Annotated in this window: 13 protein-coding genes; 3 read left to right on the top strand and 10 right to left on the bottom strand. The window is 61.3% G+C overall.

Annotated elements, in window-relative coordinates; genetic code table 11:
* Positions 1–89: 89 nt before the first annotated feature.
* From ACEN93_RS10000 to edd, 10 genes are all read right to left on the bottom strand, one after another.
* Entirely contained in the window at positions 90–1,436 is a 1,347-nt protein-coding gene (locus tag ACEN93_RS10000) for a carbohydrate porin (protein WP_074688306.1), read from the bottom strand.
* A gap of 132 nt (positions 1,437–1,568) precedes the next feature.
* Positions 1,569–2,729, bottom strand: coding sequence for an ABC transporter ATP-binding protein (locus ACEN93_RS10005; protein WP_490841226.1), 1,161 nt, complete (start codon positions 2,727–2,729; stop codon positions 1,569–1,571).
* Positions 2,730–2,731: 2 nt separating this feature from the next.
* Complete coding sequence (locus ACEN93_RS10010; protein WP_007951164.1) at positions 2,732–3,577, bottom strand: carbohydrate ABC transporter permease; 846 nt, start codon at positions 3,575–3,577, stop codon at positions 2,732–2,734.
* Positions 3,570–4,478 carry a carbohydrate ABC transporter permease gene (locus ACEN93_RS10015; protein WP_007951166.1) on the bottom strand — a complete coding sequence of 303 codons (909 nt, stop codon included), beginning with the start codon at positions 4,476–4,478 and terminating at the stop codon, positions 3,570–3,572. The genes ACEN93_RS10010 and ACEN93_RS10015 overlap by 8 nt, the downstream gene beginning before the upstream one ends.
* A 109-nt stretch (positions 4,479–4,587) precedes the next feature.
* Positions 4,588–5,889 (bottom strand): ABC transporter substrate-binding protein, encoded by a 1,302-nt coding sequence (locus ACEN93_RS10020; protein ID WP_074688308.1) that lies wholly within the window; start codon positions 5,887–5,889, stop codon positions 4,588–4,590.
* 118 nt (positions 5,890–6,007) lie between these two features.
* Complete coding sequence (locus ACEN93_RS10025; RefSeq protein ID WP_210710764.1) at positions 6,008–7,267, bottom strand: D-mannose isomerase; 1,260 nt, start codon at positions 7,265–7,267, stop codon at positions 6,008–6,010.
* A gap of 104 nt (positions 7,268–7,371) precedes the next feature.
* The gene (locus tag ACEN93_RS10030; RefSeq protein ID WP_170928295.1) at positions 7,372–8,799 is read right to left on the bottom strand and encodes an ATP-binding protein; all 1,428 of its coding nucleotides are present in this window, start codon (positions 8,797–8,799) and stop codon (positions 7,372–7,374) included.
* Positions 8,800–8,830: 31 nt separating this feature from the next.
* Positions 8,831–9,562 carry a response regulator gene (locus ACEN93_RS10035; RefSeq protein ID WP_074688312.1) on the bottom strand — a complete coding sequence of 244 codons (732 nt, stop codon included), beginning with the start codon at positions 9,560–9,562 and terminating at the stop codon, positions 8,831–8,833.
* A 172-nt stretch (positions 9,563–9,734) separates the two neighbouring features.
* Positions 9,735–10,688, bottom strand: coding sequence for a glucokinase (locus ACEN93_RS10040; RefSeq protein ID WP_103386018.1), 954 nt, complete (start codon positions 10,686–10,688; stop codon positions 9,735–9,737).
* Positions 10,685–12,511, bottom strand: a complete 1,827-nt coding sequence (edd, locus tag ACEN93_RS10045) for a phosphogluconate dehydratase (RefSeq protein ID WP_103386017.1) — start codon at positions 12,509–12,511, stop codon at positions 10,685–10,687. Before edd ends, ACEN93_RS10040 begins: the two co-directional genes overlap by 4 nt.
* Positions 12,512–12,731: 220 nt before the next feature.
* Here edd and gap point away from each other — a divergent pair, with 220 nt between their 5' ends.
* From gap to ACEN93_RS10060, 3 genes are all read left to right on the top strand, one after another.
* Complete coding sequence (gene gap, locus ACEN93_RS10050) at positions 12,732–13,733, top strand: type I glyceraldehyde-3-phosphate dehydrogenase (RefSeq protein ID WP_007951174.1); 1,002 nt, start codon at positions 12,732–12,734, stop codon at positions 13,731–13,733.
* A gap of 101 nt (positions 13,734–13,834) precedes the next feature.
* Positions 13,835–14,353: an RNA polymerase sigma factor gene (locus ACEN93_RS10055; RefSeq protein ID WP_039766069.1), complete on the top strand. Its 519-nt coding sequence runs from the start codon at positions 13,835–13,837 to the stop codon at positions 14,351–14,353.
* Between the two features lie 123 nt (positions 14,354–14,476).
* Complete coding sequence (locus ACEN93_RS10060; protein WP_085745188.1) at positions 14,477–15,442, top strand: FecR family protein; 966 nt, start codon at positions 14,477–14,479, stop codon at positions 15,440–15,442.
* The last annotated feature ends 6 nt before the right edge of the window (positions 15,443–15,448 follow it).

Consider the following 15,448-nt stretch of genomic DNA (forward strand, 5'->3'; position numbering starts at 1 on the left):
TGGGCTGCGACACCCCTGTCCAAAAAAAAGCGGACAGCCTTGGCTGTCCGCAAATATGCGCACATAGAGAGGAGCTTATCGCAGACGCGTCAGAACGTAGACTGAATTTTCAGGCCAGCGACCAAAGCGTTATCCACTTCATCCACGCCGCCCGGATGAGTGATGTATTGCAGGTTCGGGCGTACGGTCAGCCAGTTGGTCACGTGGAAGCCGTAGTTGATCTCGTAGTTGTATTCGGTTTCGCGAATCGGCGAGAACACCGGATTGTCGTAATCCGAAACACCGTTGGAGACGTTGAGCAGCTCGGCGTTTTTCTTCACGTCATCGTTGACGTGAATACGCGCAGCACCGATACCGAAGTCATCCTTCGGACGCGCATCGAACAGACCTTTGTACACAAACATCACGGACTGATAGTTGTCGATGAAGTTGGTGTCCTTGTCGTGGAACGTGGCGTTGGCAGCGATGCTCAGACCACGGCTCTTGTCACCGTTATGGCTGGTGAGTTGCTGTTGCGCAACGAACCAGTAACCGTGTTTGCTGCTGTGGGTACGGTAGGCATCACCGGTGGTCGCTGCGTCGAAACCGTTGACGTCTTCGCGAACGTCGTCGGCATCAGCCGTGCTCTTGTAGTAACCGACACGGTATTCGCCCGGCAGGCTGTTCGGGTTAGGCAACCAGACCAGTTCCACTGGCAATACGGTGCCTTTGGTGCCACTGCCGCTCAACTTGAAGCCGTTGCCGTGTTCCAGCTGCGACGGGTTCTGGTTGTACGCACCGATCTGTGCGTAGAGTTCGTCGTTGATGTTGTATTTGACGCGAATGGCCGCCTGGCTGACCGGCCAGTTGTACCAGATGTTGGTCGCCCAGTTACCCACTTGCGAACCGCAGAACGCCAGGTTCTGGAACTCGCACGGGAAGGTGTTGAAGTCTTCGCCTTCGCCGAAGTAACCGGCCTTGATGTCGAGTTTGTTGTCGAAGAACTGGTGTTTGATCCACAACTGGGTCAGACGCACCATGTGGCCACGACCGTAGACTTCCTGCGAGGAGCTGAGTGTGCCGGCACGCGGATCGCCAACACGGTCGTTGGAAATGTTTTCGCCATTACGGTTGGTCAGCTGGATCTTGGCCTGGGTGTTGTCCCAGCCCCACAGTTTTTGCAGGTCCAGCGCCACGCCCAGACCGAACTGGTCGGAGTAACGCGCCGTCTTGTCGTTGTTGTAGCCGCCGTGAAGGTTGCCGCCCACCTCACCGACGTAGTCCATCTTGATGTCGATGCCTTGCTCGATCAGCTTGGTCCGCTCGCCACCCCAGTCCCCGGTCATCCACTCCGAATCGGAGCTGAACGCGTCAGCCGCGTGGACGCTGCCGGCCAGCATCATTGCCGCAACTGCTGACAACTGGCCGATTCGCTGAGCGTTGTTGTTCTTCTTCATCCCTACATCCTCGTTTTATTGTTATTAACTGTTCTTCTTATTTAACGCGGTTTACATCGGATGCGGCGCGCGACAGGCCACGCACCGCGTGCTCCCTGCGGGAACGGGCCTGCCCGCTCCCGCCTGTGTTCATCAGCGACCCTTGAACTGGGCCACGTTGGCGCTGTGCGACTCGGCTTTCGGCAGGCCCGCAATCCCCAGGCGTTCGCCGGACTGCGCGTCGAACAGCAGCACTTTCGACGGATCGAACTGCAGGGTCAGGGTTTCGCCCACCTGCGGCGCCACGTCCGGCGCCAGACGGCAGCAGACCTTGGTGTCGTTGAGGTTGACGAACACCAGGGTGTCCGGACCGGTCGGCTCGGTGACCTGCACTTCAGCCTTGATGCTCGGCAGGCCGTTGCCCTCGCCGTTCGCCAGCGCAATCTGCTCCGGGCGCAGGCCGAGGATCACTTCGCGGTCTTCGAGACCGGCGTCCTGCATCGCCATCGGCAATTCGCAACGGGCCTGGCCGCTGTCGAGCAGCGCCACCAGACGGCCGTCCTTGCGTTGCAGGCGCAGCGGAATGAAGTTCATCGGCGGCGAGCCGATGAAGCTCGCCACGAACAGGTTGGCCGGGTCGTTGTAGATCTCTTTCGGCGTACCGAACTGCTGAATGATCCCGTCCTTCATCACCGCCACTTTGTCGCCCAGGGTCATCGCTTCGATCTGGTCGTGGGTCACGTAGACCGTGGTGGTTTTCAGGCGCTGGTGCATCAGTTTCATTTCGGTGCGCATCTCGACGCGCAGCTTGGCGTCGAGGTTGGACAGCGGTTCGTCGAACAGGTAGATCTTCGGCCGACGCGCCAGCGCACGACCCATCGCCACGCGCTGTTGCTGACCGCCGGAGAGCTGGCCCGGCTTGCGATTGAGCAGGTGCTCGATCTGCAACAGCTTGGCCACGCGGGCGACTTCTTCGTCGATCGCCGACTGGCTCATCTTGCGGATCTTCAGACCGAACTCGATGTTCTCGCGCACGCTCATGGTCGGGTACAGCGCGTAGGACTGAAACACCATGGCGATGTCACGATCCTTGGGGCTCATGCCGCTGACGTCCTGGTCGCCGATCATGATTGCGCCGCCGGTGATGGTTTCCAGGCCGGCGATGCAGTTCATCAGGGTCGACTTGCCGCAGCCCGAGGGCCCGACGAGGATCAGGAACTCACCGTCCTTGATCGACAGTTCGATGTTCTTCAGGGTGTCCGGCAGGCCGGTACCGTAGGTCTTGTTTACATTGCGAAGTTCGAGCGTAGCCATGATTACCCCTTGACTGCGCCGGCCGTCAGCCCGCGCACGAAATACTTGCCTGCGACCACATAGACCAGCAGGGTCGGCAGCCCGGCGATCATCGCCGCCGCCATGTCCACGTTGTATTCCTTGGCCCCGGTGCTGGTGTTGACCAGGTTGTTCAGCGCCACCGTGATCGGTTGCGAATCACCGCTGGAGAACACCACGCCGAACAGGAAGTCGTTCCAGATCTGGGTGAACTGCCAGATCAGGCAGACCATGATGATCGGCGTCGACATCGGCAGGATGATCTGGCGGAAGATCGTGAAGAACCCCGCGCCATCGAGGCGCGCAGCCTTGATCAGCGCATCCGGAATGCTCACGTAGTAGTTACGGAAGAACAGCGTGGTGAACGCCAGACCGTAGACCACATGGATGAACACAAGGCCCGTGGTGGTGCTCGCCAGGCCCATCTTGCCGAGGGTGAACGAGGCCGGCAGCAGCACGGTCTGGAACGGCAGGAAGCAGCCGAACAGCAACAGGCCGAAAAACAGCTGCGAACCACGGAAGCGCCAGAACGACAGCACATAACCGTTCAACGCACCGATGGCGGTGGAGATGATCACGGCCGGAACGGTGATCTTGATCGAGTTCCAGAAGTAGCCGTCAACGGTGGCCCAGGCTTTCACCCAGCCGATGCCGCTGACCACGGTCGGCCAGCTCAGCAGGTTGCCGGTGGAGATGTCTTCCGGGGTCTTGAAGCTGGTCAGCAGCATGACCACCAGCGGCACCAGGTACAGCAGGACCGCGAGGATCAACACCGCGTAGATCGCGATGCGACTCAGGCTGATGGCAGGTTTCGAAGCGAGACTAGTCATGACGCTTGGTCCTCAGCTCGGAGTACAGGTAAGGCACGATGATCGCGAGGATCGCACCGAGCATCAGGATTGCACTGGCCGAGCCCATGCCCATCTGTCCACGGCTGAACGTGAACGAGTACATGAACATCGCCGGCAAATCGGAGGAATAACCCGGGCCGCCGGCCGTCATGGCCGCCACCAGGTCGAAGCTCTTGATCGCGATGTGCGCCAGAATCATCACCGCACTGAAGAACACCGGACGCAGGCTTGGCAGCACCACTTTCCAGTAGATGCGCGGCATGCTCGCGCCGTCGATCTGGGCGGCACGGATGATCGACTGATCAACGCCACGCAGACCGGCGAGGAACATCGCCATGATGAAGCCCGAGGCCTGCCAGACCGCCGCGATCACCAGGCAATACACCACGCGATCCGGGTCGATCAGCCAGTCGAGACGGAAGCCTTCCCAGCCCCAGTCCCGCAGCAATTTGTCCAGGCCCATGCCCGGGTTGAGCAGCCATTTCCACGCAGTGCCGGTCACGATCATCGAGAGCGCCATCGGGTACAGGTAAATGGTGCGGATAAAGCCTTCGCGACGGATTTTCTGGTCGAGGAAAATCGCCAGTGTCACGCCGATTACCAGGGTGATACCGATGAACATGCCGCCGAACACGGCCAGGTTCTTGCTCGCCACCCACCAGCGGTCGTTGTCGAACAGGCGCTCGTATTGCGCCAGCCCTGCCCACTTGTAGTTCGGCAGGAACGTCGACGTGGTGAACGACAGGACAAACGTCCAGAGGATATAGCCATAGAAGCCCACCAGAACGATGAACATGCTCGGCGCCAGTACCAGTTTCGGTAGCCAGCGCTGCAATGCGTCGAACGGCGAGGCCTTGCTGAACACAGCAACAGAACTCATGGGAAGATCCAATAAAAAAAGAGAAGAGCAGCTACGAGTTGAGAGCTGCAAGACCAGCAGAGCGGCGCTCTTGTCTCGCAGCTTGTAGCTCGCAGCTCGTCGCTACCGCTTACTTGGCAGCCTTGATGGCAGTGCCGAGTTTCTTGGCAGCGTCGGCCGGGTCGGCTTTCGGGTCGTTGATGTAGTTGGTCACTACATCAAAGAACGCACCCTGCACGGCCAGCGTGGTCGCCATGTTGTGCGCCATGCTCGGTTGCAGGCCGCCGCTCTTGGCGTCTGCCAGGAAGTCCTTGGCAGCGGTCTGGGCGCAGGAGTCGAAACCGTACTTGCCCATGTCGGCGAGCATGTCGTTACGCACCGGGATCGAGCCCTTGTTGATGCTGAAGACTTTCTGGAAGTTTTCACCCAGCACGACTTTGGCGATGTCCTGCTGACCGGCCGCGGTGCCCGCGTCCTTCTGCTTGAACACGGCCAGCGAGTCGATGTTGTAGGTGAACGCCTTGTCGGTGCCCGGGAACGCTACGCACTCGTAGTCCTTGCCGGCGACTTTCTTGGCGGCGGTCCATTCGGACTTGGCCCAGTCACCCATGATCTGCATGCCGGCCTTGCCGTTGATGACCTTGGCCGCTTCCAGGTTCCAGTCCTGGCCTTTGCCGTCCGGGTCCATGTAGGTCGCAACTTTCTTCAGCTCGGTCAGGGCCTTGACCATTTCCGGGCCGGTCAGGGCAGCGTTGTCCAGGTCGACCAGGGCTTTCTTGTAACCGTCAACGCCCATCACCGACAGCACGACCGCTTCGAACACGGTGCTGTCCTGCCATGGCTGACCGCCGTGGGCCAGCGGGATGAAGCCCGCCGCTTTCAGCTTGTCGCCGGCGGCGTAGAATTCTTCGAGGGTGGTCGGGGCTTTTTCGATACCGGCTTTCTTGAAGACTTCCGGGTTGATCCACAGCCAGTTCACGCGGTGAATGTTCACCGGCACGGCCACGTAATCACCTTCGAACTTCACGGTGTCGGAGACTTTCTTGTCGAGCAGGCTGTCCCACTTCTCGGACTTGGAAACGTCCTTCAGCACGTCAGTGTCGAGCAGACCGGTCGACGCCCATTCCTGGATGTCCGGGCCCTTGATCTGGGCAACGCCTGGCGGGTTGCCGGCTACTGCGCGGCTTTTCAGCACGGTCATGGCAGTCGCACCGCCACCGCCGGCGACAGCGCCGTCTTTCCAGGTGAAACCGTCTTTCTCGACTTGTGCCTTGAGCACATCGACGGCAGCTTTTTCGCCACCGGACGTCCACCAATGCACGACTTCCACCGAACCTTTGGATTCGGCAGCGGAAACACTCAGGGGCAGCACAGCGAGCGGGAACAGGGAGGCGACAGAAATGACAGTAGCGAGGCGAGAAATCGCATTCATCTGAGATGTACCTTTCTTGTTGTTATGCATGCAAGTCTGGTGCTTGCGCTGCACACGAGTTTAAACAGAGCGTTTCCCCCCGCAGGTAACGAAGGGACGCGCGAATGTCACCACATGGTTACACAGGAACGCTTCGAGACAGGTGTGCCAGAGCACTGGCCATGCTCGGTGCCAGCGGCAGACGCGGAATCAGAACGGCCTGCCAGGCGTGGTACAGATCCGGTTTGCCCGCCCAGATATCGGCACTCGGGCGGTTTTGCGGATCAAGTTCGTGGTGCCAACTGCCGTCGCAGCGGTCGATGAAATACATTTCGCAAAATTCCCAGAACAGGCGATACCAGGTTTCGTACTGCGCATCGCCGGTGCGTTTGAGCAAGGCACTGGCGGCAGCGCTGGCCTCGGCGTGGGTCCAGTGCAGGCGATGGAGCACCACCGCTTTGTTGTTCCAGTCGAGGGTATAGACGATGCCCGGCGCACCATCGACGTCCCAGCCATAACGGCAGTTTTGTTCGAACAGCTTTTGCGCATCGGTGGCCAGCCAGCCGGGCGTGAGCATGCCGGCCTGGACCCGCGCGGCTTCGAGGTGCAGCAACAGCCGCGCCCACTCGAAACCATGGCCCGGCGTGGTGCCGTAGGGACGGAAACCATCGGCGGGATTGTCATGGTTGTAGTCGCGCAGCGGCTGCCAGTTGCGATCGAAATGCTCGATCACCAGGTAATCGTTGGCGGCGGCGTGCCCGTGAATCACCCGCTCGACGATGCGTTGCGCACGCACCAGCCAGCGCGGGTCTTCTGTGACATCGGCCAAGGCAAGGAAGGCTTCGGTGGCGTGCATGTTGCTGTTGGCGCCGCGATAGGCTTCTTCTTCGCGCCAGTCGCGATTGAAGAACTCGCGCATGGCGCCCTCTTCCTCGCTCCAGAAATACGTGTCGATGATGTCGATGGCGTCATCCAGCAACGCCTGCGCGCCCGGACGTTGCGCGACCACTGCGGAACTCGCCGCCAGAGCGACGAAAGCATGCAGATAAGCGTTCTTGCCGGTGTTGCCGTCACGGTGTTCGGCGACAGCGAACCAGCCGCCGTGCATCGCATCACGCAACGGGCCGCGCAGGGCCGCGATGCCGTGATCGACCAGCTCGGCGAACCCCGGCAGGCCCTGAATGTGGGCCATGGCGAAGCTGTGGGTCATGCGTGCGGTGTTCATGGTTTCGGCTTGCGCGCCGGCCTGAAGCTGGCCGCGCTCATCGAGATTGCCAAACCCTTCGGGCAGCCGTGAAGCCTTGGCAAATGCCAGCAGGCGCAGGCCTTCATCGGCGAGCCATTGCTGGTGGGCAGGGGCGTTCAGCCAACTGCTGAAGCCCGGATTGAAATGATCCATGGGTGGCCTTTTTTGTTGTTATGACTGCGGGCAGTCTAAACAACGGGCCGGGAGGGGCTTGTAACGAAGGGGGCGGGTTTTGTCACCGACTGGTGACAATCAGATCAATCCGCCGAACGCGGCAATTGCAGGGTCACGCGCAATCCGCCTTCGCGCAGGTTCTGCAGCGTCACTTCACCGCCATGGCTATGGGCAATGTTGCGGGCGATCCCCAAACCGAGACCGTAACCCTGCTGCTGTCCCGCCAAGCGGAAGTGCGGCTCGAACACCTGCTCCAGCCGCTGCTCCGGCACGCCCGGCCCTTCATCGTCGACATGCAGCACAAACGCGCGATCATCGTCATCGATGTGCAGGTGGGCGTTCTGCCCGTACTTCAACGCGTTGTCGATCAGGTTGCCGATGCAACGCTTGAGCGCCAGCGGCTTGCCCGGATACGCCGCCAACGCCCGCCCCTGCTGCGTCACGCGACCATTGCCGGCCGGCGCCAGATACGGTTCCACCAGACAGTCGAGCACATGGTTCAGATCCACCGGCTCGATGTTTTCGTGGATGTCGGTGTCCTTCACGCACTGCAGCGCACCCTTGACCAGCAGCTCCAGTTCGTCCAGATCGCGGCCGAACTTGGTTTGCAGCTTCTCGTCTTCCAGCAGTTCGACCCGCAGGCGCAGTCGCGTGATCGGCGTGCGCAGGTCATGGGAAATCGCGCTGAACAACTGGCTGCGCTCGGTCAGGTAACGGCTGATCCGCTCGCGCATGGTGTTGAAGGCGCGGCCCACTTCCACCACTTCGCTGCCGCCGCCCTCGGCCACCGGCTCGACATCGGCGCCCAGCGACAAGTCCCGCGCGGCCCGTGCCAGACGCTTGAGTGGCCGGCTCTGCCAGTGCACCAGCAGGCCGATGAACAACAACAGAAAACCGCTGGTGAAGACGATGAACCACACCTGTTGGGTCGGCAGGCCCTGCTCTTCGAGACTGGTGTAGGGCTCGGGCAGCAGCGAGGCGATGTACAGCCATTCACCCGGCGCCAACTGAATCTGGGTCACGAGCACCGGCGGATTCACCGGTTCCAGGGTCAGTGCGTAATGCGCCCACGAACGTGGCAACTCATCGAGTTTCAACCCGGCATTGAAGATCCGTAAGTCATCGGGGCTGACGAAGGTCACCAGAATGTCGGTGTCCTGGCCCAGCGACTGACGCAGCACTTCATCCACCGCTTTCAGTACCGCGGCCTTGCGCGGCGTCACCGGCAGCACTTCCATGCCCAGCGGTTTGTCATTCAGCGTCACCACAAAACGCGTGCCGCCCATGCTGCGCAATTGATCGAGCACCAGCGGCCGATAGGCCACCGGCAACGAGCGGAAATAACTGACGCTGGCGGTCATCGAATGGGCGAGGCTGCGGGCGCTGGTGACCAGTCCTTCGAGCTGGGTCGCGCGCAATTGGGAAACCCAGATCACGCTGGACAGCGTCTGGGCGAACAACACCGCGAGCAGCGTCAGCAGCAGCATTCGCCCAAGCAGCGAACGCGGCATCGGCACTTTGCGCGCGGTGGTGCGCAGGAACTCAGTGACCATTGCCGGCAACCACATTGGCTGCCAGTTGGTAGCCGCTGCCGCGCACGGTGCGGATCAGGCGTGGCGGTTTTTCAGTGTCGCGCAGACGCTGGCGCAAACGGCTGACGGCCATGTCGACGATGCGATCAAGCGGCATCAGGTCGCGGCCACGGGTGGCGTTGCCGATGGTGTCGCGGTCGAGGATTTCCTGGGGATGATCAAGAAACAGTTTCAACAGGGCGAAGTCGGCGCCGGACAGAATCACCTCCTCGCCGTCGGCGTGAAACAGCCGATGGCTGACCATGTCCAGCCGCCATTCATCGAACGCCAGCACTTCACTGCCGCCGCGATCCTGGCCGAATTGGGCGCGACGCAGCAGGGCCTTGATCCGGGCTTGCAGTTCGCGGGGGCTGAAAGGTTTGCCGAGGTAATCGTCGGCGCCGAGCTCCAGGCCGATGACCCGGTCGGCTTCGTCGGAACTGGCGGTGAGCATGATGATCGGCACCTGGGCCTGACGCGGATGCTGGCGCACCCAGCGGCACAGGCTGAAGCCGTCTTCATCCGGCAGCATCACATCGAGGATCACCAGATCGCTCGGCGCTTCGTTCAGCGCCTGACGGAAACCGGCGCCATCCGCCGTGGCCCGTACCTGAAAACCCGCGCGGGTCAGGTAGGTTTCCAGCAACTCGCGTATCTCCTGGTCGTCATCGACCAACAAAATCGACTTGTTGACTGAGCTCACTTCGAAGGCATCCTTGTTGTTGGAATTGGGCGGATTATGCCTGATGTGTAGACCGATCGTTCCCACGCTCTGCGTGGGAATGTATCAAGGGACGCTCCGCGTCCAGTGACGCGGAGCGTCACGGCCTGTATTCCCACGCAGAGGGTTCGACGCCTCGACGTGGGAACGCTCTTCAGCCTTCCTGTTCGAGCGCCACTCCTGCACCGACGAGCCCCGAGTACGGCGCTGTCACCAGCCACACCGGAATCCCCTTGAAGTAATCGCTCATGCAGCCCTTGTCGGCGAAGCTGCGGGCGAAACCGCTTTCGAGGAAGAAATCGGCAAAGCGCGGAATCACGCCACCCACGATGTACACCCCGCCACGGCCGCCGGTGGTCAACACGTTGTTGCCGGCCACGCGACCGAGCCAACAGCAGAACTGCTCCAGCACTTCCAGGGCGATCGGGTCGCCTGCAAGACCTGCCGCAGTGATTGCCTCTGGTGTGTCGAGCTTCGGTTCATGACCATCCACCGCGCAGATCGCCCGGTAGACCCGCGGCAAGCCACCGCCGCTCAACGCGGTTTCCGCGCTGACATGGCCGATCTCGTTATGGATGTGCTGCCAGAGCTGGGTTTCACGCAGACTGCTCAGCGGCAGATCGACGTGACCGCCCTCTCCCGGCAACGCGGCAAACCGCCCTTCACCGAGATCAAGCAACGTACCGACGCCCAAGCCAGTGCCCGGGCCGATCACCACTGCCGGACGCAACGGCTCCGGCGTGCCTTCGCAAACCACGCGAAATTCGCCGGGCTGCAAACGGGTCATGCCCAGCGCCATCGCCGAGAAATCGTTGATCAGCAACAACTGCTCGACCTGCAAGGTCTGGCAGAACGCCTTGCGACTCAGGCGCCAGTGGTTGTTGGTGAACTTGAACTCATCGCCGCTCACCGGCCCCGCCACCGACAGGCACACCGAGCCGATAGCGCCCGGCGCCAGACCGAGCCCGCCGAGGTAGAGGCTGATCGCCTCTTCCGGGCTGGCGTGGTCGGCCGTGGCCAGCACCTGAACCGATTCGAGCTGCTGATCTTTCCACAACGCGAACCGCGCGTTGGTGCCTCCGATGTCACCGACCAAAGCCAGTTTCAATTAAGCGTCTCCAGGGCAGAAGTGAAGGCGCTGGCGCCCTGCTCCGCCGAGCTGAAGGCCAAACGCATGAAGCCGAATAGTTCGCGACCGCTGCCGATGTTGTTGCCCAACAGGCCTTTGGCAGGTTCGCGCGCTGCGAATTCGGCGGCGTCCACCTTGAGTTCCAAAGTGCCTTTGACGCCATCGACGCGGATGATATCGCCCTCTTGCACGCGCGCCAAAGCGCCGCCGACATAAGCCTCGGGACTGACATGAATGGCCGCCGGAATTTTCCCGGATGCGCCGGACATGCGCCCGTCCGTCACCAGCGCCACCTTGAAGCCGCGATCCTGCAGCACACCAAGGAACGGCGTCATCTTGTGCAGCTCCGGCATGCCGTTGGAGCGCGGGCCCTGGAAGCGCATCACCGCGACGAAATCCTTCTCCAGCAGACCGGCCTTGAAGGCGTCCGCCAGATCTTGCTGATCCTGAAACACCATGGCCGGTGCTTCGACGATCTGGTTTTCCAGCGCGACGGCGGACACCTTCATCACGCCGCGACCGAGGTTGCCTTCCATCACGCGCAAGCCGCCCTCTGCCGAGAACGCTCGGGCCACCGGACGCAGGATGTTTTCATCGAGGCTTTCAGTCGGGCCTTCGCGCCACACCAGCTTGCCGTTATCGAGGAACGGCTCTTTGGTGTACTGGCTCAGGCCGTGGCCGAGCACGGTGTTGACGTCTTCGTGCAGCAGGCCGGCTTCCAGCAGTTCGCGGATCAGGAACGACATGCCGCCCGCTGCCTGGAAGTGGTTGATGTCAGCCTTGCCGTTTGGATAAACGTGGCTCAGGGTCGGCACGACTTCGGAGAGGTCGGCCATGTCCTGCCAGGTCAGCTGAATGCCCGCCGCCATGGCGATGGCCGGCATGTGCAGGGTGTGGTTGGTCGAACCGCCGGTGGCGTGCAGCGCGACGATCGAGTTGACCAGCGCCTTCTCGTCGACGATTTCGCCGATCGGCAGGAAGTTACCGTTCTGTTTGGTCAGGCGCGTGACCTGGTGCGCGGCTTCGCGGGTCAGGGCGTCGCGCAGTGGTGTGTTCGGGTTGACGAAGGACGCGCCCGGCAAGTGCAGGCCCATCACCTCCATCAGCAGCTGGTTGGTGTTGGCGGTGCCGTAGAAAGTGCAGGTGCCCGGGCTGTGGTAGGACTTCATTTCCGATTCCAGCAGCTCTTCGCGAGTCGCCTTGCCTTCGGCGTACTTCTGCCGCACGTCGGCTTTTTCCTTGTTGGAAATCCCCGAGACCATCGGCCCGCCCGGTACGAAGATCGTCGGCAGGTGACCAAAACGCAGCGAGCCCATCATCAGGCCCGGCACGATCTTGTCGCAGATGCCGAGCATCAGCGCGCCATCGAACATGTTGTGGGACAGCGCCACCGCCGTCGACATCGCGATCACTTCGCGGCTCGGCAGGCTCAGTTCCATGCCCGGCTCGCCCTGGGTCACGCCATCGCACATCGCAGGCGTACCGCCGGCGAACTGGCCGACCGAGCCGATTTCGCGCAGGGCGTTCTTGATCTGTTCCGGGAAGACTTCGTACGGCTGGTGCGCCGAAAGCATGTCGTTATATGACGAAACAATTGCGATGTTCGCCGAGTTCATCATCCGCAGGCTGTGCTTGTCTTCGCTGCCACACCCGGCCACGCCGTGGGCGAAGTTGGCGCATTGCAGTTTGCCGCGCATCGGCCCGTCGGTGGCGGCGCCGCGAATCAGCGCAAGGTAAGCCTGACGCGTGGCGCGGCTGCGGGCGATAAGCCGTTCGGTGACCTCAAGAACGCGGGGATGCATGTGTAGAACTCCAGGCTAACGGATGTGGCGACCTGATTGTCTATGCTGATCAAAAGCCCGTTCGCGTGGGATGACGAACGGTTTTCTTGATCATTCGGACCAGTTGATTCAGGTCACTCGTTGTAGATAAAACAAAATATTGCCACTAAAAAGGCTTGTTTTCTATTTTTATGCGAATAATCTTGTAATTCCAACAACAAAACGACGGCGGCGCTGTTCAATGACTCTTCGAATCGCAATCAATGGTTTTGGCCGCATCGGCCGTAATGTCCTGCGCGCACTGTATACCCAAGGCTATCGTCAGGATTTGCAGATCGTCGCCATCAACGATCTGGGCGACAGCGCGATCAATGCGCATCTGCTCAAATACGACACCGTTCATGGCACATTCGACGCCGAAGTGGCTCACGACAACGAGAGCCTGACCGTCAACGGAGACCGCATTTCGGTCAGCGCCATCCGCAACCCGGCCGACCTGCCATGGGCCGCGGAAAAGATTGACGTGGTGTTCGAATGCACCGGTCTGTTCACCGACCGCGCCAAAGCCGCTGCGCATATTACCGCCGGGGCACGCAAAGTGATTATCTCGGCCCCGGCCAAGGGCGCCGATGCCACCGTCGTTTACGGTGTGAACCACGACATCCTGCGCCAGTCGCACCAGATCATTTCCAACGCCTCGTGCACCACCAACTGCCTGGCCCCGGTGGCCCAGGTGCTGCACCGCGAACTGGGCATCGAAAGCGGTCTGATGACCACGATTCACGCTTACACCAACGACCAGAACCTGACCGACGTTTATCACACCGACCCGTACCGCGCCCGCTCCGCCACCCAGAACATGATCCCGAGCAAGACCGGCGCTGCCGAAGCCGTGGGTCTGGTGCTGCCGGAACTGGCTGGCAAACTGACCGGCATGGCCGTGCGCGTGCCGGTAATCAACGTGTCACTGGTTGACCTGACCGTGCAGTTGAAGCGCGAAGCCTCGGCCGATGAAGTCAACGCATTGATGAAAGCCGCGAGCCAGCACTCGAAGATTCTCGGCTACAACACCCTGCCGCTGGTATCGAGCGACTTCAACCACAACCCGCTGTCGTCGATCTTCGACGCCAACCACACCAAATCCAGCGGCAAACTGCTGAAAGTGCTGGCCTGGTATGACAACGAGTGGGGCTTCTCCAACCGCATGCTCGATAACTGCCTGGCGCTGTGCAACGCGGAATAAACGCCTGCTCCCACAGGTTTGATTTCAATCTGAAATCAACACTTGACCACTCGGGCGGATGATAAGCATTATCATTCGCCCGAAATGGATCAGGTCATCCCGTGAGTCAATCACACTTCAATCACGTCTTCCTCGCCCAGCGCACTTCGCTGCTGCGGACTCTGGAACGGATGGTCAACAACCACAGCACCGCCGAAGACCTGTTGCAGGAAACCTACCTGCGCGTCACCCGGGCGCTGAGCGAACGGGCCATCGATCACCTTGAACCCTTTGTCTTCCAGACCGCGCGCAATCTGGCGCTGGATCATTTGCGCGCGCGCAAGATTCATTCGCGCACCATGGTCGACGACGTGCCGCAGGAGGTGGTGCACAGCGTCGCCGCCCCCGCCAGCAGTGCCGAAGACGCCGCTCACGCCGAACAATTGCTGGAGCGCCTGAACGTGAGTCTCGCTGAACTCAGCCCCCGCCAACAGCAGATTTTCATCCTCAGCCGCCTGCACGGGCGCAGCTATCAGGAAATCGCCGCAGAACTGAACGTGTCCCTCAGCACGGTGCAGAAAGAACTCAAACTGATCATGACCATCTGCATCGGTGTCGCGGAACGCTTGAACGGCGACTGATGCCGTAGGACTTTTCTGTAAACCTCAGGATCGACTGCACTGATCATCGGGCTTTGTTACCCTTGCCCGACTTTTACGCTTCACTAAAAAACAGCCGTGCACAGACACTGCCGAGGAAACACCGTGACGGACACCCACCGCTCCCCTTCGCCTTCATCGGCGCAGGACGCCGCCAGCGCAATGGACCAGGCTCTGGACTGGCTCATCGTGCTCGGCAGTCCGGACGAGGAGCAGACCCGGCAATTTCACGCCTGGCTGGCGGCCGATCCGTTGAATGCCGAGGCGTTCGCCAAGGCCCAGGCGATCTGGGACGGCCCGCAGATCGCCCAGTGCGCGCAGAATCTCGCGGCCAAACCGAAGAAAGTCACCGTCCTCACGCGTTTGCGCCCGCATTGGAAACCGCTGGCCACCGCCGCCGTGCTGCTGCTCGGGCTGTTCAGTTTCAGCAACCTGCCGATGCGTTTGCAGGCCGATCACCTGACCGTGGTCGGCGAGCGTCAGCGCCTGCAGCTCGAGGACGGCTCGAAAGTCCTGCTCAACACCAATTCCGCGTTCTCCAGCACGATCAACGATCAGCAGCGAGTCGCGCGGCTGTATCAGGGCGAAGCGTTTTTCGAGATCCCGGCCAGCCGCAGCCAGCCGCTGGAAATCGACGCCGGGCCGGTGAAGGCCAGCGTGCGCGACACCGCATTCGCCGTGCGTTATCTGGACGGCGTGGCGCAGGTGCGGGTGCAGCGCGGCGATGTCGATCTGCGGGCGACCCGTGATGATGCGCGGGTGCGCCTGTCCGCCGGGGAAAGCATCCGCATCGGCCCGAACGGTTTCGACCGCCCGGCCAAGGTCGACGCCGCCACCGATCTGGCCTGGGTGCAAGGTCGGCTGATCTTCGAAAACTGCCCGCTGAACCAGGTGCTGGCCGAACTGCGCCGCTACTACCCGGGCTTCATCATCAACACCAACGAGCAGTTGGCCGACGTCGCCGTCACCGGCAATTACCGTCTCGACCAGCCGCTGGATGTGGTGCGTTCGCTCGCTCACATCACCTCGGCCAAGCTTCGGGAATTCCCGGCGCTGGTGATCTTGAACTAAATGAGA

This window comes from Pseudomonas sp. Pseusp21 (assembly GCF_059492145.1).